This window comes from Tissierella simiarum, assembly GCF_018917865.1.
Classification (GTDB): domain Bacteria; phylum Bacillota; class Clostridia; order Tissierellales; family Tissierellaceae; genus Tissierella_C; species Tissierella_C simiarum.
Genome location: NZ_JAHLPM010000008.1, coordinates 131,190 through 151,377 on the forward strand (window position 1 = coordinate 131,190; position 20,188 = coordinate 151,377).

Genomic DNA, 20,188 nt, shown 5'->3' on the forward strand with positions numbered 1-20,188 from the left:
ATTTAACAAATGAAAGTATAATGTCTATAGTATACTTAGAAAATAATAGATGGGAGAGATGATTATGGAAAAAATGACTATCAAAGAATGTGGAAGATATGCAAACTTTCTGGATAGAACAATCTCAAACCTAATCCAAATATCCAATTATAACCTTAATTCAAAAATTTATTCAGTTACAGAAATCCATAAAAAATCAGCATCATACAAAGAAGCAGAGGATGAAATAGTTGAAGTTGAATATGAAGATACTCTAGATATTGACATACCTGAACTTACCAATCTATTAGAAAATCTAGTCGAAGAAAAAGCACAGCTTGCTGATAAAATAGCTGAAGCTAAAAAGGATATATCAATCGAATTAGAAGGGAAAAAACCAATGAATCTGGATTCTTCTATTGAATATGCTAAACTACTAAGAAGACTATCTTCTGATTATCTTAACAATTTAGCAACCAAAAAAGATAAAAAGTCTAAAGAAAAAAGAACAGGATATGCCTTTAATGTAGAAGGAAATCAAACAGCTTACTATTATGAAACAGAAATCATAACTTCAATAGTATACGATAAAGAGCCACTAATAAAGAAAGACAAAGAAACTAGAAAAATGGCAGACAAAATATCTGAGAAAATTGAACAAGCCATGAGTAAAAATATAGTAGATTTTGAACCAAAATATAGTTATCTTGATAGTATTGAAGATATAGTAGAAAAACATTTAGAAAAATAACCCTTTTATTGAGGGTATTTTAGAGAACTTCAAGGAGTTTGAAAAATAATTAGTAGATGCTGCTTATTAGATTATTTCAGTTTAGCACAAAGCTTAGGCTAAGTGTGAATTAATGTAATCTAAAAAAGTTAGGGATCATATCCCATTATTTATTAAGACCTAAAAGGTCTATTATTGAAATTAATAAGCATTACAGTATTCAACATTCAATCGCTATTCAAAAATCAAAAATTCACAAATTCAAAAAATCATCAATTAGCTAAACATCATTCAATATCTCAATTCACTAAACAATAGTACGTTAATAATTATAATAAATTAAATCGCATGGTAGTGTAGTTTTAAAATAAGCAAAATCAACTTAATTATTGAGTAAAATGAATTGAAGTTTTCTAAAATGCCCTTAATATAAATAAATAGTATTACTCCTGCTATAACGATATTTGCCCCTAGCGGATGATTTAATTCTTTTGCTATAGTTAAGCAAGGAGTATTTTCATTGCTAATAGTATATCTGGTTTTCTTCCTATAAATATATATATCTTAAGGGCATTTTAAGTATAGAATTTTAGTTTATTAATTTGAGATTATATGTGTAAACTTCCTTTTTATCTTTAACAATTATAAGAATTATATTAATATTTTATCCTTGTTATATTATTTTTCTAAAAACTTCCTGTGCTCTATTTAAATCATTAGCATTAGGATGTTTTTTTGCTTCTTCGTGTCTCTTTCGCTTTTCTTCAGTCATAGGATTAGAATGGTCTGGACCTCTGTTTTTATATCTTTCTAATAATCGCTCATCTATCTTTCCCTGACAAATAAATTCTGCTATCACTTCATTTCTTGGTTCTAAAAGTTGTCTAGTTCTCTCTAAGGTCTTCTTTCCCCTCTCGGAATCGTTATAAGCTCCTGAAGTGCCAAATATTCCAATCTTCTTTCCTTCTATATTTTCCATATATTTTAACGTTTTAACATCAGGTAATCCTTTATCTACCCAAAAACCAATAATTATCATATCATAATCTTCGTAACTTGGATTGTCATCTACGGGACAAATTACACTCCCCTCAGGTAAAACTTCATATATAGCTTCAGCTACTTTTTTGGTATTTCCAGTTCTGCTTGAATAAATTAATAATATCTTCATATAACACCTCTCTTTTTATAAAGTTTATTATGTAACTATATTATATCATTGATTTATTGGTTCCTATATCCTAAAGACCTTAGATAGATATCCTTTTTAAAACAAATACTCTTTCCTAGTAAGAACAAAATATAATTCAAACTAAAAAAGAGTATTAAAATAGAATATAATTACAATTTTACATCTAATGCTCTGCCCTTTTTTGTTAACAACTTTTCTTCCCTTAATGTGCTGAAATTTTTATTGTTTTTCTCATAATAATCGGATTCAGCCTTTTTAACTGCTTCCGTTAGCAAGCCTCCATATACTAAATCGCTCCTATCAGCAGCTAGGCTAGCCTCCATCTTTGCTTCCGTTAAAATAGCTTTTGCTTCTTTACGATTTTTGGCATCTTTAAGCTTCTTTTCTATTTTTTCTCGCCTTTTATTTGTCATCTCAGCTTTTCTTAATTTTTCTGGATCAATTCTTCTAATAGTCTCTTTCTCTTCTTCTGTTAATAGTTCTCCTCTAGCTATTTTTCTTGCTATTTTATCTGCAACAAGATCATCATAGATTTTTTTCTGTAGTACAGAAGCCGCACTTTCTTGATTTTCTATTTTGATATTATTTTTATTCGATTGTTTTTTGGAAATATCCCATAGTTTCTTAACCTCATTTTGATTAAATCCAAATTGATTTATTGTAATTTTCAAAATATCATCTCCTAAAAATATGTAATATCATTCTTGTATTACATATCGGCAGACCATATGTATAGTTTTAATATATTACTCCTTTAAATATATTTACCTATTTTATATCCTTAATAAAACAAATAATTCTGTTGACTTCTTCAAATCCAATTTTTCTATGAAAGTCATAGCTAACATTATTATCCCATTCAATATCAGAACCTATTTGAATACATCCATTAGCTTTAGCCCAATTCTCACCAGCCTTAAATAACAATCTAGCAATACCTTTATTCCTAAACTCAGGTTTAACATAAATCCCTTCTATATATGCTACAGGACTAGAATCTGAACCTTCCACATAATCAGTTCTAACAGACATATAAATAAATCCAGAAGTATTTTCATCAGTTATTGACATTAATAAAATATCTTTGTTTACGTCTATTAAATCTAACATTTCAGTTTCTAAGCCTTCAAATGTATTATCAGACCATAGATCTAAAGCCATTGTTACTAGTTCATTTAAATTATCCTTGTTTGCACTTATGATTTTAGTAATCATAGTAATCCTCCAAAATATAAAACTATTATTTCAAGATACTTAAATAGATACTTAAAATTTATGATTGCTTTAAATTATATATCTATATATTCGATATAACTATTAAAATTCCTTTTTACTATACTCTTTAAATTTCACCAACTAAATTCATTTTTAAGCATTAAAAAAGCAATAGAAAATATCTTCTTTCCTATTGCTTTCATTTCTTCTTATTTTTCCTTTGCCATATCTCTAGATTTTTCTGCACATGTTCTCATAGCTGAAATAATTGAATCTCTTAAACCTCTTTCTTCTAAAACTGCCACTGCTTCTATAGTAGTTCCTCCAGGTGAACATACCATGTCTTTTAGTGCACCTGGATGCATTCCTGTTTCCAATACCATTTTTGCTGAACCTAGTACAGCTTGAGCAGCCATTCTATACGCCTGATCCCTTGGCATTCCTTCAAGAACAGCACCATCTGCCATAGCTTCTATAATCATATAAATATAAGCTGGAGAAGAACCACTTACAGCAATTACAGCATCTATTAATTTTTCATCTATAACTTCAACTTTTCCAAAGCCTTTAAATATACTTAAAACTTCTTCAAACTCTCCCTTATTTACCATAGGATTTGGACAAAGAGCAGACATGCCTTCTCCTACGAGAGCTGGTGTGTTCGGCATAACTCTTACTATTTTTATCTTCTTTTCAAACATCTCCTCAACATCTTTTATGGATACTCCTGCTGCAATAGATACAACAACAACATCTTCTTTTATACTATCTTTTATTCCTTTAATCACTACTGGATATAAATTGGGTTTAATTGATAGAATTAAGATATCCGCAGTTTTAGCCACTTCATTGTTATCTGTTGTTATTTGAATACCATATTGTTCAGAAACCATCTTTAGACTTTCTTCATTTAAATCACTCACGATCATATTTTCTGGAGAAAATACCTTATCTTTGATAATTCCCCCCATCATAGCTCGCCCCATGTTTCCGCATCCTATAAAACCTAATGTTTTAGACATTTTCATTACACTCCTCTTTAAGTATTTTTTACAAGTCTACTGATTTCATTTGTTGTTCATCACTAAAAGGTCTGATCAGTTCTTTCTATTATTTCATCTTGTAATACTTTGCTAAGATTACAAAAGTAATCACTATATCCAGCGACACGAACAATAAGATCTTTATATTCATCTGGATTTTTTTGAGCATTTACAAGAGTCTCTTTACTTACAATATTAAATTGAATATGATGACCATCTAACTTAAAATAAGATCTTACTAAGTGAGCTAAGTTGTCTAAACCCTCTTCTCCCTCTACTACAGTTGGAGTGAATTTTTGGTTTAGCAAGGTTCCCCCTGTAATTATATGATCCATTTTTCCAGCTGATTTTATAACACCAGTAGGACCATTTCTATCTGCTCCCTTTGATGGAGAGATACCATCTGCCAATGGTAAGTAGGCCTCTCTGCCATCAGGTGTAGCCCCTATAACAGATCCAAAATACACATGGCAAGTAGTTGGAAGCATATTTATTCTATGGACACCGCCTCTTCCATTAGGTCTTCCATTTACTTCATTATAGTAAGCATAAAATACTTCTTGCATAATCTCATCTGCATAATCATCATCATTTCCATACTTAGGTGTTTTATTTTTTACTAAATTTTGAATATCTTTATATCCTTCAAAATTACATTTCATTGCAGCTAATAATTGGCTCATAGTAAAGTTCTTCTTATCAAATACATTGTATTTAATGGAAGTTAAACAATCTGTAATGTTTCCAATACCTACTCCCTGAATATAAGTGGTATTATATCTAGCTCCACCTCCATTATAATCCTTTCCTTTAGAAATACAATCATCTATAATAACCGAAAGAAAGGGCACAGGCATTTTAGTGGCATATAATTTTTCAATTACCCTATTTCCTATTACTTTTATATCGATAAAATAATGTAATTGTTTTTTAAATGCTTCAAATAATTCTTCATAGCTTTCAAATTCTGTTGGATTTCCTGTTTCAATACCTATTACCTTGCCACTGGCTGGATCTAAACCATTGTTTAAAGTGATTTCTAGAATTTTAGGCAAATTCATATACCCTGTAAGTATATAAGCTTCCTTTCCAAAGGCTCCAGTTTCCACACATCCACTGGTACCACCACATCTTGCATCTTCTATGGTTTTTCCTGCTCTAAGCATTTCTTGGACTACTGCATCTGCATTAAATAAAGATGGCTGCCCCCAACCTTTTCTTACAATTTTTAATGCCCTTTTTAAAAACCTCTGTGGCGTTTTCTTACTAACTTGGACGTTAGAGCTAGGTTGAAGAAGTCGCATCTCATCTATTACATCTAATACAAGATAACTTACTTCGTTTACTCCATCAGAACCATCTGCTTTTAATCCACCACTATTTATGTTAGCAAAATCTGTATAAGTTCCACTTTCTTTTAATGTAACTCCTACCTTTGGTGGTGCTGGCTGATTATTAAATTTAATCCAAAAACACTGTAATAATTCTTCTGCTTTTTCACGATTTAGCTTTCCGCATTCCACTTCTTTCTTATAAAATGGATATAGATGTTGATCTAACCTTCCTGGATTAAAAGAATCCCAAGGATTAAGTTCTGAGATCACACACAAATGAACAAACCAATACATCTGAAGAGCTTCTTCAAAAGTTCTTGGAGCATTGGCTGGTACCCAACTACAAATTTCTGCAATATGAAGAAGTTCTTCTTTTCTATTAGGATTTTTTTCTTCCTCCGCCATTTCTATAGCCAATTCTGCATAGCGTTTCCCTAAAATCATGATAGCATCACAAGCAATACTCATAGCCTTTAATTGTTCTTTTTTATCTAATGCTTCATCATCATTATGAAAATCTAAGTTTTGGATAGATTCTTGAATTTCTTTTTGAAATTCTAAAAACCCTTTTTTATATATTTTATCATCTGCAACAGTATGCCCAGGTCCTCTTTGCTCCATAAATTCTGTAAATATTCCTGCCGCATAACAATCTTTCCACTCTTGAGTCATATTGTTTAAAATATGATAACGCATAGATCTTTTTTCCCAATAAGGTATAATGACTTCCTGTTGAATCTTTTTTGCTTCTTCACTAACCTTAAAAAATATTTTTTCACGATCGTTCATTACTTGAAAATCTTCAACGGTATGGCAGCATAATTCAGGGTATGTTGGTGTCGCTACAGGCTTTTCTCCTCTTTCTCCTACAATAAGTTCTCCATCATTGATACAAAGTTTTTTTTGAGACATTAATTCTTTCAAAACCAGTGCTCTAAGAACAGGAATAGAAACTGATCCTTCGTTTTTTTTATAAACTTCATCTACTATTTTTGCTCTCTCCATGGATATATAAGGTATTGCTTTTAAACTTTCTTCTCTAAGTTTTCTTACCCTTTCTGTCATCATAACCCTAGCCTCCTATCTTTATTTTCATTCCAGAACTTTTAAATTCATTTGCTATTTCAATCATTCTTTCATCAGTAGGTTTCTCCATGCCAGATAGATTGTAATCTAATCCAAGTCTTTTATATTTATCCATACCCATTTTGTGATATGGAAGTAAATTTATTTGCATAATATTGAGACTGGATAAAAATTTAATACTTTCAATAATATGTTCATTATCATCATTTATCCCTGCTATAATTGGCATCCTAATGAAAATATTAGCTCCAATATCAGATAATTTTTTTAAATTCTCTAGTATACTATTATTTGGTACTCCTATGTATTTTAAATGTTTTTCATTGTTCATTAATTTTAAATCATATAAAAATAAATCTACTTTATCAATAATTTTATTAAAGTTTTTCCAATTTGTATATCCACTTGTGTCTACGGCTGTATGAATATCCATATCTTTGCAATTTTTCAATACTTCATTTAAAAAGTCTATTTGCACCATAGGCTCCCCACCAGAAAAAGTAACTCCACCACCTGATTCTTCGTAAAATATTTCATCTTTCTGTATTTCTTTCATAAGATCTTTTACAGTTATATTCTTTCCTACATATTCTCTAGCATTATTTGGACAAAAATTAGCACATTCTCCACACAGAATACACTTTTTCCGATTCACAATAGGGAAAGAATCATTTATCCTTATAGCCTGCTGTTGACACTTTCCTTCACAAGCCTTACATTTTATACATCTTTCTTCAAAAAACATAATTTCCTGTTTGTAGCTTTGACTTTCAGGATTATGGCACCACCAACACTTTAAAGGACAACCTTTCAAGAAAACAGTAGTTCTAATCCCTGGTCCATCATGTATAGAATATTTTTGAATATTAATTATGGTTCCACTAGTCATAGAATCACTTCCTAAATTTCATCTTTTTATTAAATTACTCATAATATTTTTTCTGATAGTAGGATTTTAATTTTTTATCTTAATTATAATCAGACTTTTTACTTACTTTAAAATTTTATCTTAATTTTTATTTTATTATTTGTAGCCTAATTATATCAAATTCTATGGATTTCATCACAAAATATTAATATTTTACTTATTTTTTCACTTATATTATAATATATTTTATATATAAAGTCTAAGATATTTTAAGTATTTATAAAATTATTTTCATTTTAATGAAAATAATATATTAAGATTATATGCTATTAAGACAAAAAAAGAAGGCTAATTTTAGCCTTCTTTATTAAATACTTCTAGTTTCTTCTCTTAGCCATTCTTTCTCTTCTTCGTTTAAATAAGGTGATATTTTATTATATACATCCTTATGATAATCATTTAGCCAAGCTCTTTCTTTATCAGTAAGTAATTCTACATCTACACCTTCTAAATCTATTGGACAGAAGGAAATGGTTTCAAACTTCATGAATTGTCCTGAATCCGTTTTAATATCTTCATCTACAACTACTACATTTTCTATTCTAATACCATGACTGCCAGCTTTATATACTCCTGGCTCAATGGTTACTATCATGCCTTTTTCAAAAGCTACATTATTTGGTACTGTAGCTATTCTATGAGGTCCTTCATGAACGTTTAGTAAAAATCCTACACCATGACCAGTGCCACATTTGTAATCTATACCTTCCTGCCATAGAGGATACCTACATAATACGTCTAAATTAGATCCTGTAGCTCCATATAAGAATCTAGCACTAATTAAATTAATATGTCCTTTTAAAGTTAAAGTAAAGTCCCTTTTTTCCTCTTCAGTAATATCTCCTAAAATTACAGTTCTTGTTACATCAGTAGTTCCATCTAAATATTGTCCACCAGAGTCTACTAAATACATCTTTTCTTTTTTTAGTACATAATTGGATTCAGCATTAGCCTTATAGTGCATCATAGCAGCATTTTCTTTATAAGCCGAAATAGTATCGAAGCTTGGTTCTATAAATCCTTCTTGTTCTCTTCTAAATTCTTCTAATTTTTCTTCAGCAGATATCTCAGTAATTTCAATATTACCTACGTTTTTATCTAACCAATGTAAAAACTTAACTAAAGCCACTCCATCTTTAATATAAGCATTCTTTTGGTTTTTTACCTCTACTGGGTTTTTATTTCCTTTTAACTTAGTAGTTATATTCATACCTTCTACAATTTTACATTCTTCTGGTATTCCATTATATAACCATCTATTTACTCTATCTGGATCTAAGAATACTTTACTTCCTTTTTCAATATCTTTTACATAATCAATTACCTTCTCATAATCATGAATTTCAATTCCATTTTCTTTCAAGAATTTTTCAACTTCATTGTCTATTTTTTCTTTATCAACAAATAGATATGCTTTATCTTGCGATATTAGAGCATAAGATATTACTACTGGATTATTTGCTACATCTCTGCCTCTTATATTGTAAAGCCAAGCTATATCATCAAGGCTTCCTAGTAGAAAATAATCTGCTCCTAGTTTTCTCATTTCTTTTCTTACTTCTTCAACTTTTTCTTTTCCAGTTTTACCAGTATATTTTATTTCATGGATAAAAGCTTTACTCTTTGGCATTGGTGGTCTATCCGTCCAAATTTCACCTACTAAATCATATTCACCATTGAATTTAATTTCCTTTTGTTTAAGAGCCTTTTCCAATCTTTCTACATCGGATTGAGGAAATATTTTTCCATCAAAACCAAGAGTATCTCCTTCTTTTAAATCTTCCTGTAACCATTCTGTATAAGTTGGAAATCCTGGAATTCCCATTTTAAACAGTTTAAATTCAGAACCTGCTAATTCCTTTTCCGCTTGAATAAAATATCTTCCATCAGCCCAAAGAATAGCTTCCTTATCTGTTACTACTACAGTTCCTGCAGAACCAGTAAAACCTGATATCCACACTCTTGCTTTATAATAGTCTGCTACATATTCAGATTGATGTGAATCATAGGTTGGTACTATATAAGCTGTAATACCCCTATCTTTCATAAGATTTCTTAAGTTGCTTATTCTTTCATTAATATTCATATTTGACCCCCCTTTTAGGTTTTTGTTCAAATTTTATTAATAAAATTGCTACGAGAATTGCAGCTAGTCCTGCTATTAGCTTACTTATAATAAATGGGTTTACTGCTGATGGAGAAATACTCGATATATATCCTAATTGACCACCAAAAGTAAAAGAGCCACTAACTGCAAAAGCAGCATTAATTACTTTACCTTTCCAATTCATTTTATCATAAATTCCTAACATTGGAATACAATTTGCCAAAGAAGTTATTAATCCTAATAAGGAATGTTCATCTATACCTAGTTTCTTAGTTACTTTAGATAAAATCCTATTTAATTTTTTTGAGATAAAATGAAATAGAGGATAAGCACCAGATAACACTATGGCTATATTAGCTACTAAAATAACTCCTTCTTCAAAAGATATGATATTATCTATTAACTTTATACCTAAAGTGAAATCCAAAATACTAATAAGCAAACCAATTGTACTAATAATTATAATTCCCTTACCTAAAAGATTAAAAATGCCTATTATTTTTTCTTGAGCTTTTATCAGTCCAACAACAATTAAAATAGAAAATATTATAACAGGTATTAGATTTAAAAAGATATCTCTAAAAGATACTTTCATCATAATACCACCTACCAACATACCTAACGGAATAGTTATAATTCCTGCTAATATTCCCTTAGCAAAATAAGCAAAATCGTCTTTAGATATTAAGTTTACTGCTACTGGTATAGTAAAGGATATAGTAGCCCCCATCATAGATGCTAATATAAATCCATTAAATTCTCCAATATGTCTAGAAGCTGCAATTTCTAAACTAGTTGAATAACCGCCCATGTCTATAGCCAATAGACTACTTATAAAAACAGAAGGATCTGCTTTAATTACCTTTGCTAAAGGATTTAATATAGGTATTAGTACTTTTCCAATTATAGGAGATAAACTGTAAATACCTATTACAGTTAGAGCTAGTCCTCCCATTGCTTTAAAGCCTTCATCAAATTTTTCTCCTAAACCAAGTTTATTACCAAATATTTTGTCTATTCCTCCGACAATTGAAAACAAGATCATTATGTATAACATTAATCCACCTCAAGATAATTAATAAGAAAAGCGTCTATCAACACGTTATTAAGGTAGCTTTTCTTGAAACTCATTTAGGTCAGAACGAGTTCCTTCATTGAAAAAAGAAAAAAAGTCGAACTTTCCTATTCGTTATAAAAATATAATAATTCATATTATACTATATAGATTATCCAAATACTATATAGAACTAATCCATTAATGATACTATAAGTATTTGATATTTTTATATCAATATTTGTTTATTTATTTTTTGAATAGGGTATATTTTATATGACTTATAATATTTCATTATAGGAGGTATATATATGTTTGGAAGAATGAAAAACAAAGTAGCTATCGTTACTGGAGGTGCTAGAGGCATCGGTAGAGGAATTTCTAAAGTCTTTGCTAAAGAAGGAGCAAAGGTGTTAATTGTAGTTAGAAGTGAAGAGCATGCTAAAAAAGTAGTAGATGAAATTAAGGACTTCGGTGGAGAAGCTAGCTACTTTTTAGGAGATGTTAGTAATGAAAAAGATATGGAAAACATGGCTAAAACCTGTCTCGAACGCTATGGTAAAATAGATATACTTTGTCATAACGCTGGTATTTTCCCTGAAGTTAGATTAGAAAACATGACTGTAGAAGACTGGGATCATGTTCATAATGTAAATTTAAAAGGAACTTTTTTAGCTGTAAAAGCTTGTATGCCAAACATGATGGAAAATAAATATGGTAAAATTGTAATTACATCATCTATTACTGGTACAAAAACTGGAAATCCAGGATTAGCCCACTATGCAGCTACAAAAGGTGGAGTTAATGGATTTATAAAGACTGCTGCTATAGAATTGGCTCAATATAACATTACTGTTAATGGTGTAGAACCAGGTAATATTATGACAGAAGGTATGGGAAGCCAATTAGGAGAAGACTATATTAAGGCTCAAGAAGCTTCAATACCAATGGGTAAACTAGGAGAGCCTGAAGATATAGCTTATGCAGCATTGTTCTTAGCTTCGGATGAGGCAAAATATATTACTGGTGAAACTATAACTGTTGATGGTGGTCAAACTCTACCAGAATCAAGATTTGCAGTTAATTAAATATAAGGGTTAGTCTAAACTAACCCTTATATTTTTAGTAGGATTCCTCTTACAAAACCATCCTTATCCAGAACCAATCCAACAGAATCTCCTACTTTTAAATCTTCAAAATCTATATTCATTCTTTTATTTTTTCTTTCTGCTATAATTATTACATCATTTTTAATATTTACCTTAGGAAAAATTTCTATGCTGTTATCATCCATATGCTGATTTACTAATATTGTTCTTGTATCATATTTAATTTTTTCTATAGTTCCATAGACAAATATTTCTCCTTTTAATGGATCTGCTTCTTTAAAATCTACATAATCTTTAACTTCTAGTAAACTTCCTTCTTTATTTATCTCTCCGCCTATTATTTCAATAATATTGGCTAGAGGTACATAGATACTATTATTATAACTAATTGCTTCCATTTCTCTTGTCTTATCATTTTGCTTTATTGATATTTTTTCTAAAATAAAATCCAATTTTTGCTGTGAAAATACTATAGAAGTGGTAGAAGTCAATATAATAACAGTTAAAATCAACAAAAAAAATCTCTTATTCATCTTAATCCCTCCTAAAAGAAATTATTGACAACTAAGAGAATTTTAATCAATTCTATTAACTTAGAAATAAACAATACATTCAGCTACCTCTAATAATTAATAAGCCTAATCTTCTTTGGCAAATACATTTTTTAAGTCCTGGATAACTTTATAAGTTTCTTCCGATTTTCTAAAAGATACATCGCTTTCTGAAATAAATCTTTTTATAGCTTCTTGGTTATCCTCCAGTCTATCTAGACGTTCTATAACCTCTTTGTGATTATTTTCTACTTTTTCTAGCCGTTCTATTACTTCTTTGTGGTTATTTTCTACTTTTTCTAAACGTCCTATTACTTCTTTATGATTACTTTCCACTTTCTCTAAACGTCCCATTACTTCTTTGTGATTACTATTTATTTGCCCCTGCATATTATCCATTCTTTTTTGCATGGTACCCATTTGATTTTGCATATTGCTCATTTGACTTTGCATGCTGTTCATTTGGCTCTGCATATTATTGACCTGATTTTGCATAAACAGTTGATTTTCTAAAATTTGCTCTAGTATTTTTTCAATGTCCGCCACTTTTACCCCCTCCTATTTACCCGTATCATTATTCTTTAATTAATTATATAATTAAACCAAAATAAAGTCTATTTATTCAATCTCTTTTTTACATATTTTATCCATACAGTATCTTACTTAACTAATATTTCCAAAAACAATACTAACACTTTAGTTAATTACATAATTAACATATTGACTTTAATTGATAGAGCTGATATTCTAAAAGAGATAATTTTGAAAAATCAATACAATTAAACCAGCATTTTGTTTCTGCTAAAAGTATAAGGAGTAAGTTAAAATGAAGTTAAAAACATTTAAGTTTAACTTATTATATTTATTAATTTTCATCGTATTCTCCCTATTATCTTCTTTCCTAATGTCTAATCCAACGAATTACCTTAAGCAAACTACTAACGAACATTTCACTATACTACTTATTTCTACTTTAGTTAAAATTATATTTGGTATTTTATTAGCATTAGAATTCTTTTTAAAACAAAAGAAATTAAGAGGACCTTGGAAAATAGACAAGTTCAAAGTATTATTTTTAGTTCTACCATCTCTCATTTTATCTATTTATCCTTTGCTATATATTTCCTCTATATCTTTCTTACCAAAATATCTAGAAGAATTCATACTCAATAACACAAATTCTACTATAACATCGTTCTTTTCAATAATCTTAGGTCATTCTCTTATGACATCATTCTATAAGAAATAGTTATGAATAATTCTAATTAACTTATTATCTAAATTACATAACTCTTAATAAAAAGAAGGTTAAATTTAACCTTCTTTTTATTAATCCGATAATATTTTCTTTAAAAAATGTCCAGTATAAGAATTTTTATTTTTACTTACTTCTTCTGGAGTTCCTGTAGTTACTATTGTACCTCCTTTATCTCCACCTTCTGGTCCTAAATCTATTATATAATCTGCTGTTTTTATTACATCTAAGTTGTGCTCTATAACTAAAACAGAGTTTCCGCCTTCTACTAGCTGACTCAATACTTTTATTAGCTTATGAATATCAGCTACATGAAGACCTGTAGTTGGTTCATCTAATATATATATGGTTTTACCTGTACTTCTCTTACTTAGCTCTGTAGCTAATTTTACCCTCTGGGCTTCTCCACCCGATAATTCTGTAGAAGGTTGCCCTATTTTTATATATCCTAATCCTACATCAAATAAAGTTTGTAGTTTTCTTTTAATTTTAGGAATATTTTCAAAAAATTCTACCCCCTCTTCTACAGTCATATCTAATACATCAGATATGGTTTTTCCTTTATATTTAACTTGAAGAGTTTCTCTATTATATCTTTTACCTTTACATACTTCACAAGGTACATAAACATCGGGAAGAAAATGCATCTCCACTTTTAATATTCCATCTCCATTACAAGCATCACATCTTCCACCCTTAACGTTGAAACTAAACCTCCCTTTACTATATCCTCTCATTTTAGCTTCTGGAGTCATAGCATAAACATCTCTAATATGATCAAACACTCCTGTATAAGTGGCTGGATTTGACCTAGGAGTTCTTCCTATTGGAGATTGATCTATTACTATTACCTTATCTAAATTTTCTAATCCCTTTATTTCTTTATGTCTACCAGGTTTAACTTTTGCACCATTAAGCTTTTGAGCTAAAGATTTATATAGTATTTCATTTACCAAAGTACTTTTACCTGACCCAGAAACTCCTGTAATACATGTAAATACCCCAAGAGGAATCTTTACATTAACCTTCTTCAAATTATTTTCTTCTGCTCCAATTACTTCAACCCATTTTCCATTAGGCTTTCTTCTTACTTCTGGTACCTCTATTTTTTTCTTTTTAGAAAGATATTGTCCTGTTATAGAATTCGGATTATTCTTTATATCTTCTACTGTACCTTCAGCTACAATATGCCCACCGTGGACTCCTGCTCCTGGACCTATATCTACTATATGATCAGCCATAAACATAGTATCTTCATCATGTTCTACTACTATTAACGTATTGCCTAGATCGGTTAAGTTTCTTAGAGTCTTCAGAAGCTTTTCATTATCCCTTTGATGAAGCCCTATACTAGGCTCATCTAATACATAAACAACTCCTACTAAACTAGACCCAATTTGAGTAGCTAACCTTATTCTTTGAGATTCTCCTCCTGAAAGAGTTCCAGCACTCCTAGATAAAGTTAAATACTCAAGACCTACATTTTTTAAGAAACTTAATCTTTCATTTATTTCCTTTAATATCTGATGTCCTATAAGCTGTTGCTTTTCTGTTAACTCTAATCCTTCAAAAAATTCTATAGCCTTTGCTATAGATAAGTCAGTAGCTTCAGCAATATTTAATCCATTAATCTTTACTGCCAATACCTCATCTTTTAACCTTTTACCATTACAAGTAGAACAAGGATTTTCTGTCATAAATCCATCTATTCTATCTCGCATATAATCTGAGTTAGTTTCCTGATATCTTCTTTCAAGATTTGGAATTACACCTTCAAAAGTACCTTTATAATTTCTCAATCCATCAAAATGGCTTTCAAATTTAAAAGAAATAGTCCTCTTAGTTCCATAAAGCACTTCATCTAAAAACTTTTTAGGTGCATCTTTTAAAGGTTTATTCATATCAAAACCATTATCTTCTGCTAAAGTTTTGAAAATTTGATAATAATAAGTAGATTCATTGGAATTACTATGAGGAGCAATTCCACCTTCATTTATACTAAGATCTGGATTAGGAATAACCAATTCTGGATCAACTTTTTTATAAAACCCTAATCCGTTGCATGTAGGGCACATACCAAAAGGGCTGTTAAAAGAAAACATTCTAGGAGATAATTCCTCAATAACAACTCCACAATCAGGACAAGAAAGTTTTTGGCTAAACATAATCCTTTCCTTATCTATTATATCTACAATAACCAAACCGTCTGCTAACTTTAAAGCTGTTTCTAAAGAGTCAGATAGTCTTCCATCTATGCCTTCCTTTATAATTATTCTATCTACTACAACTTCAATATTATGTTTTTTATTCTTATCCATTTTTATTTCATCAGTTACTTCATACATTTCACCATCTACTAGAACTCTAATAAATCCTTCTTTTTTTATAGTTTCTAAGATCTTTATATGTTCTCCTTTTTTCCCTCTTATAACTGGTGCTAATATTTGAATCTTAGTTCTTTCTTCTAATTCCATAATTTTATCTACCATTTGATCTACGGTTTGACTTGAAATTTCCCTACCACATTTATAGCAGTAGGGAGTTCCTATACGTGCAAATAAAAGTCTTAAATAGTCATATATTTCTGTTACAGTTCCTACTGTAGATCGTGGATTTTTACTAGTGGTTTTCTGATCTATGGATATAGAAGGAGATAATCCTTCTATATATTCAACATCCGGTTTTTCCATTTGTCCTAAAAATTGTCTAGCATAACTAGATAAACTTTCTACATATCTTCTTTGCCCTTCTGCATATATGGTGTCAAATGCAAGAGAAGATTTACCTGAACCACTCAAGCCAGTAAATACTATAAATTTATTTCTAGGAAGGTCTAAGCTTACATTTTTTAAGTTATGTTCCTTAGCTCCCCTTATGATTATTTCGTCCTTTGTCATCTATTTCACCTCAATGTTTTAACATCTTTTTTAAATCCATGATTTTATCTCGAAGCTCTGCTGCTTTTTCAAAATTTAATTCTTCTGCTGCCTTAAGCATAGATTCTTCTAATCCTTCAACCATTATTTCTATTTCTTCATTGGAGAAGGTTTCTTCATATTTAACTTCCTCTTCTGCTACTAAAGTAGCTTCTATTATATTTCTAATACCCTTCTTTATAGACTTTGGTTCTATATTATGTTCTCTATTATATTTATCCTGGATTTCTCTTCTCCTATTGGTTTCAGAAATAGCTTTATCCATAGATTTAGTTATGGTATCACCATACATAATAACCTTGCCCAATACATTCCTTGCTGCTCTACCAACAGTTTGTATTAAAGAAGTTTCAGATCTTAAAAAACCTTCTTTATCTGCATCAAGTATAGCAACTAAAGATACTTCTGGTAAGTCTAATCCTTCTCTCAATAGGTTTATTCCTACAAGAACATCATATTTTCCTAGCCTTAAATCCCTTATTATCTCCATTCTTTCTATAGTTTGAACATCTGAATGAAGATAAGTAACCTTAATTCCTATTTCTTTAAAATAATTGGTTAAATCCTCCGCCATTTTTTTAGTTAAGGTTGTAACCAGTACACGTTCCTCTTTTGCTACCACATCTCTTATTTCCCTTACTAAATCATCTATTTGATGTTCTGTAGGTCGAACTTCAATAACAGGATCTAGTAACCCTGTTGGTCTAATTATTTGCTCTACAGTATTCTGAGAATGATCAAACTCATAAGGTCCTGGTGTTGCACTTACATATATTATTTGATTTATTAATTTTTCAAACTCATCAAATTTTAATGGTCTATTATCTAATGCTGAAGGTAATCTAAAACCATATTCCACTAAATTGGTTTTTCTCGACTTGTCCCCTTCATACATACCCCTTATCTGAGGAATTGTCACATGAGATTCATCTACAATTATTAAAAAGTCTTCAGGAAAATAGTCAATCAAAGTAAAAGGCTTACTTCCTGCTGGTCTGTTGCTTAAATGTCTAGAATAGTTTTCTATTCCTTGACAAAATCCCATTTCGCTTAACATTTCAATATCGTATCTAGTTCTTTGTTCTATTCTTTGAGCTTCTAATAGCTTTTCTTTACTTTTTAATTCCCTTAATCGTTCCTCTAATTCTTCTTCTATAGTAACAATAGCTCTATCGATTTTATCTTGAGTAGTAGCAAAGTGAGAAGCTGGGAAAATAGATACATGGTTCCTCAATCCAATTACTTCTCCTGTTAAATAATTTACTTCTACGATTCTGTCTATTTCGTCGCCGAAAAATTCAACTCTTATAGTGTTTTCACTAGAAGAAGCAGGAAATATCTCTAATACATCCCCCCTAACCCTAAAAGTTCCTCTTATGAAGTTAATATCATTTCTAATATATTGAATGTCTATTAGTTTTCTCATTATTTCATCTCTATCTTTAATCATTCCTGGACGCAAAGACACTACAAGATTTTCATAGTCTATAGGATCTCCTAACCCATATATACAAGATACACTGGCTACTATAATAACATCGTTCCTCTCAAAAAGAGCTGCTGTTGCAGAGTGTCTTAATTTATCTATTTCATCATTAATAGAAGCATCTTTTTCAATATAAGTATCAGTTTGGGGTACATAAGCTTCAGGTTGGTAATAATCATAATAGCTGACAAAATATTCTACAGCATTATTTGGAAAGAACTCTTTAAATTCACTGGCTAATTGATAGGCTAAAGTTTTGTTATGAGCGATGACTAAAGTTGGTTTTTGAACTCTTTCAATTATATTAGCCATAGTAAAAGTTTTACCTGATCCTGTAACACCTAATAAAGTTTGATGTTTTAAATTATTTAAAATTCCTTTGGTTAAATTTTCTATAGCATCTGGTTGATCTCCTGTAGGTTTAAAACTTGATTCTATCTTAAATTTATTCATTTTATCACCTCATTTGAACATCAGTTCGTTCTATTATTTAATTATAATACATTATATAATAATGTCAAAACTTTTTTATTTAATATAAAAATATTGAACTAATCCTATTAATATTATAAACTAATAGGAAAGGAGGCAAAGATATGAAGCGTATATTATTCTTCCTAGTAATTACATCATTAATAATAATTGTAGCTGGATGCGGCAGTAGCGATCAAAAACCTTTTTTAGCTGTAGAGTCTAAAGAAAATATTGAACAAGAATTAATTAACTATGAAGTAGAAAAAATAGTTTTATCTAAAGGTTTCCAATCTATTGAACCCAATGTGGAAGTGCTTAAAAAAACTAATAAAATAAAACTATTGACTTCTTTAGGTTTAGTTGAAAGTTCAGGAGTAACTATTAATAAAATTGTTAAAGATGGAAAACAAATAGACATATATGTTAATAGTTTATTTGAAGAAGACAAACTTCAATTAGCCGTTCCTCAAGTAGTTATTGAACTAAAAGATTCTCAACTAGGAAAAATTGAAGATATGAAATTTAATATTATAAATGAAAATTATAAACCTATAAATATTAAATTTGGGAAAAATCAAGTTTTAAATAAAATATATTCCCACTTTAAAATATCTACTAATTCTATACCTACGGTTAATTTAACTCGTCTAAAGGATAAAGTTTTATGGAATATCTCTTTTAACACTATCTTTGATAAGCAAAGTTCAAAGGCTCCTTTAGTAAATTTGTCTGTTCAAATTGATGCTAATACTGGGGATATTATTAAATCAGAAAAAAATATTGTTTCCAACTATATTGATGAAGGCAATATATTAGATTATGTTCCTGGAAATTCTTTACTATACAAAAGAACACAAGAAGTCGAAGGTAAAATTATGGATAGTTTATGGTCTTATGATACGAAGAGTAAGGAAATAACTAATATATATACATCCAAGGATAAAATAAGTTCTGCAGCATTTAGTCCAGATCTTAAATTTATTTCAATTATTGAAACAGATGGTAATTTATCCGATTTATATATTATTCCTAGTTCTGATAAAAGAGCTTACAGAGTTACATCTGAAAATCCTATAAATCCTAAAACAATGATGTGGAAAAATGGAAATACTTTATTCCTTATTAACAATAATGAAGATAACTCTAATATCTATAGTTATAATGTAGATAAAAATGAATCTCAATTAGTCGCTACCTTAAACATGAATATTGAAAATTTACAGATACATGATGATAATTTCTTAGTAGTTGAAGGAGAAGAAAATGAAGTTAACAAAAAAATATCTATAACTAAAAATTGGCAAGATTTCAAATTTAAAGACTCAGGATTTAATCCAAAGTTTATAGATAAGAATAAAATTGCATATTTAAAAAATAAAGAAAGCGAAGATAAAAATCTACTTTATATCTATGATGTAAATACTAGTAAAATTTATGACATATTAGATTACAATGTATCTAACTTCTTAACAATTTCAAATAAATCATTAATCTTTGTAGAGAAGAATACTTGTAATAATGATTATACATTATATAGCTATGAGTACAACAATAAAGAGGTTCAAAGTATTGCTAAGATCAATGGGGATAAAATTTATTACGATTCTAATAATAACTTAATTTATATAACCTTAATACCACCTTTTGAAAATGAAAAAGCTGAGATTATATACTCTTTAGATTTAAATAAACTGAAATAAAGCAAAAAG

General features: G+C 29.5%; 15 protein-coding genes. 3 read left to right on the plus strand and 12 right to left on the minus strand.

The window, feature by feature from the left end; translation table 11 throughout:
- Positions 1-64 precede the first annotated feature (64 nt).
- On the plus strand, positions 65-730 hold the full coding sequence (locus KQI42_RS10655; RefSeq protein ID WP_216519608.1) for a hypothetical protein: 666 nt from the start codon (positions 65-67) through the stop codon (positions 728-730).
- Positions 731-1,382: 652 nt separating this feature from the next.
- Here the strand turns inward: KQI42_RS10655 and KQI42_RS10660 are convergent.
- The 8 genes from KQI42_RS10660 to eutH all read right to left on the minus strand — a co-directional run bounded on the left by KQI42_RS10660 (position 1,383) and on the right by eutH (position 10,671).
- Positions 1,383-1,880 carry a flavodoxin family protein gene (locus tag KQI42_RS10660; RefSeq protein ID WP_216519610.1) on the minus strand — a complete coding sequence of 166 codons (498 nt, stop codon included), beginning with the start codon at positions 1,878-1,880 and terminating at the stop codon, positions 1,383-1,385.
- A 170-nt stretch (positions 1,881-2,050) separates the two neighbouring features.
- Positions 2,051-2,572 carry a hypothetical protein gene (locus KQI42_RS10665; RefSeq protein WP_216519612.1) on the minus strand — a complete coding sequence of 174 codons (522 nt, stop codon included), beginning with the start codon at positions 2,570-2,572 and terminating at the stop codon, positions 2,051-2,053.
- A gap of 97 nt (positions 2,573-2,669) precedes the next feature.
- Positions 2,670-3,116 carry an aminoglycoside 6'-N-acetyltransferase gene (gene aac(6'), locus KQI42_RS10670; RefSeq protein ID WP_216519614.1) on the minus strand — a complete coding sequence of 149 codons (447 nt, stop codon included), beginning with the start codon at positions 3,114-3,116 and terminating at the stop codon, positions 2,670-2,672.
- A 209-nt stretch (positions 3,117-3,325) separates the two neighbouring features.
- Positions 3,326-4,138: a pyrroline-5-carboxylate reductase gene (proC, locus tag KQI42_RS10675; protein ID WP_216519616.1), complete on the minus strand. Its 813-nt coding sequence runs from the start codon at positions 4,136-4,138 to the stop codon at positions 3,326-3,328.
- A gap of 62 nt (positions 4,139-4,200) precedes the next feature.
- The gene (gene hypD, locus KQI42_RS10680) at positions 4,201-6,561 is read right to left on the minus strand and encodes a trans-4-hydroxy-L-proline dehydratase (protein WP_216519618.1); all 2,361 of its coding nucleotides are present in this window, start codon (positions 6,559-6,561) and stop codon (positions 4,201-4,203) included.
- Positions 6,562-6,565: 4 nt separating this feature from the next.
- A complete protein-coding gene (locus KQI42_RS10685; protein ID WP_216519620.1) occupies positions 6,566-7,468 on the minus strand; it encodes a trans-4-hydroxy-L-proline dehydratase activase in 903 nt (300 codons plus the stop codon).
- Positions 7,469-7,814: 346 nt separating this feature from the next.
- Positions 7,815-9,593, minus strand: a complete 1,779-nt coding sequence (locus KQI42_RS10690) for an aminopeptidase P family protein (RefSeq protein WP_216519622.1) — start codon at positions 9,591-9,593, stop codon at positions 7,815-7,817.
- Positions 9,583-10,671: an ethanolamine utilization protein EutH gene (gene eutH, locus KQI42_RS10695; RefSeq protein ID WP_216519624.1), complete on the minus strand. Its 1,089-nt coding sequence runs from the start codon at positions 10,669-10,671 to the stop codon at positions 9,583-9,585. Before eutH ends, KQI42_RS10690 begins: the two co-directional genes overlap by 11 nt.
- A gap of 308 nt (positions 10,672-10,979) precedes the next feature.
- On the opposite strand from eutH, the gene fabG reads away from it, so the two are divergent.
- The gene (gene fabG / locus KQI42_RS10700; protein WP_216519626.1) at positions 10,980-11,756 is read left to right on the plus strand and encodes a 3-oxoacyl-ACP reductase FabG; all 777 of its coding nucleotides are present in this window, start codon (positions 10,980-10,982) and stop codon (positions 11,754-11,756) included.
- Between the two features lie 26 nt (positions 11,757-11,782).
- Here fabG and KQI42_RS10705 read toward each other — a convergent pair whose 3' ends face one another.
- From KQI42_RS10705 to uvrB, 4 genes are all read right to left on the minus strand, one after another.
- Positions 11,783-12,310: a hypothetical protein gene (locus KQI42_RS10705; protein ID WP_216519627.1), complete on the minus strand. Its 528-nt coding sequence runs from the start codon at positions 12,308-12,310 to the stop codon at positions 11,783-11,785.
- Between the two features lie 105 nt (positions 12,311-12,415).
- On the minus strand, positions 12,416-12,874 hold the full coding sequence (locus KQI42_RS10710) for a hypothetical protein (RefSeq protein ID WP_216519628.1): 459 nt from the start codon (positions 12,872-12,874) through the stop codon (positions 12,416-12,418).
- A gap of 783 nt (positions 12,875-13,657) precedes the next feature.
- On the minus strand, positions 13,658-16,480 hold the full coding sequence (gene uvrA / locus KQI42_RS10715) for an excinuclease ABC subunit UvrA (protein WP_216519629.1): 2,823 nt from the start codon (positions 16,478-16,480) through the stop codon (positions 13,658-13,660).
- A 10-nt stretch (positions 16,481-16,490) separates the two neighbouring features.
- Positions 16,491-18,458, minus strand: coding sequence for an excinuclease ABC subunit UvrB (gene uvrB, locus KQI42_RS10720; protein ID WP_216519630.1), 1,968 nt, complete (start codon positions 18,456-18,458; stop codon positions 16,491-16,493).
- Between the two features lie 143 nt (positions 18,459-18,601).
- Here uvrB and KQI42_RS10725 point away from each other — a divergent pair, with 143 nt between their 5' ends.
- Complete coding sequence (locus KQI42_RS10725; protein ID WP_216519631.1) at positions 18,602-20,179, plus strand: TolB family protein; 1,578 nt, start codon at positions 18,602-18,604, stop codon at positions 20,177-20,179.
- Positions 20,180-20,188: the final 9 nt, after the last annotated feature.

What these genes read in the sequence shown, in the direction of transcription:
- KQI42_RS10655 (WP_216519608.1), top strand. Translation starts at nt 65, where the DNA reads ATGGAAAAAATGACTATCAAAGAATGTGGAAGATATGCAAACTTTCTG.
- KQI42_RS10660 (WP_216519610.1), bottom strand. Translation starts at nt 1,880, where the DNA reads ATGAAGATATTATTAATTTATTCAAGCAGAACTGGAAATACCAAAAAA.
- proC (WP_216519616.1), bottom strand. Translation starts at nt 4,138, where the DNA reads ATGTCTAAAACATTAGGTTTTATAGGATGCGGAAACATGGGGCGAGCT.
- hypD (WP_216519618.1), bottom strand. Translation starts at nt 6,561, where the DNA reads ATGATGACAGAAAGGGTAAGAAAACTTAGAGAAGAAAGTTTAAAAGCA.
- KQI42_RS10685 (WP_216519620.1), bottom strand. Translation starts at nt 7,468, where the DNA reads ATGACTAGTGGAACCATAATTAATATTCAAAAATATTCTATACATGAT.
- KQI42_RS10690 (WP_216519622.1), bottom strand. Translation starts at nt 9,593, where the DNA reads ATGAATATTAATGAAAGAATAAGCAACTTAAGAAATCTTATGAAAGAT.
- eutH (WP_216519624.1), bottom strand. Translation starts at nt 10,671, where the DNA reads ATGTTATACATAATGATCTTGTTTTCAATTGTCGGAGGAATAGACAAA.
- fabG (WP_216519626.1), top strand. Translation starts at nt 10,980, where the DNA reads ATGTTTGGAAGAATGAAAAACAAAGTAGCTATCGTTACTGGAGGTGCT.
- KQI42_RS10705 (WP_216519627.1), bottom strand. Translation starts at nt 12,310, where the DNA reads ATGAATAAGAGATTTTTTTTGTTGATTTTAACTGTTATTATATTGACT.
- uvrA (WP_216519629.1), bottom strand. Translation starts at nt 16,480, where the DNA reads ATGACAAAGGACGAAATAATCATAAGGGGAGCTAAGGAACATAACTTA.
- uvrB (WP_216519630.1), bottom strand. Translation starts at nt 18,458, where the DNA reads ATGAATAAATTTAAGATAGAATCAAGTTTTAAACCTACAGGAGATCAA.
- KQI42_RS10725 (WP_216519631.1), top strand. Translation starts at nt 18,602, where the DNA reads ATGAAGCGTATATTATTCTTCCTAGTAATTACATCATTAATAATAATT.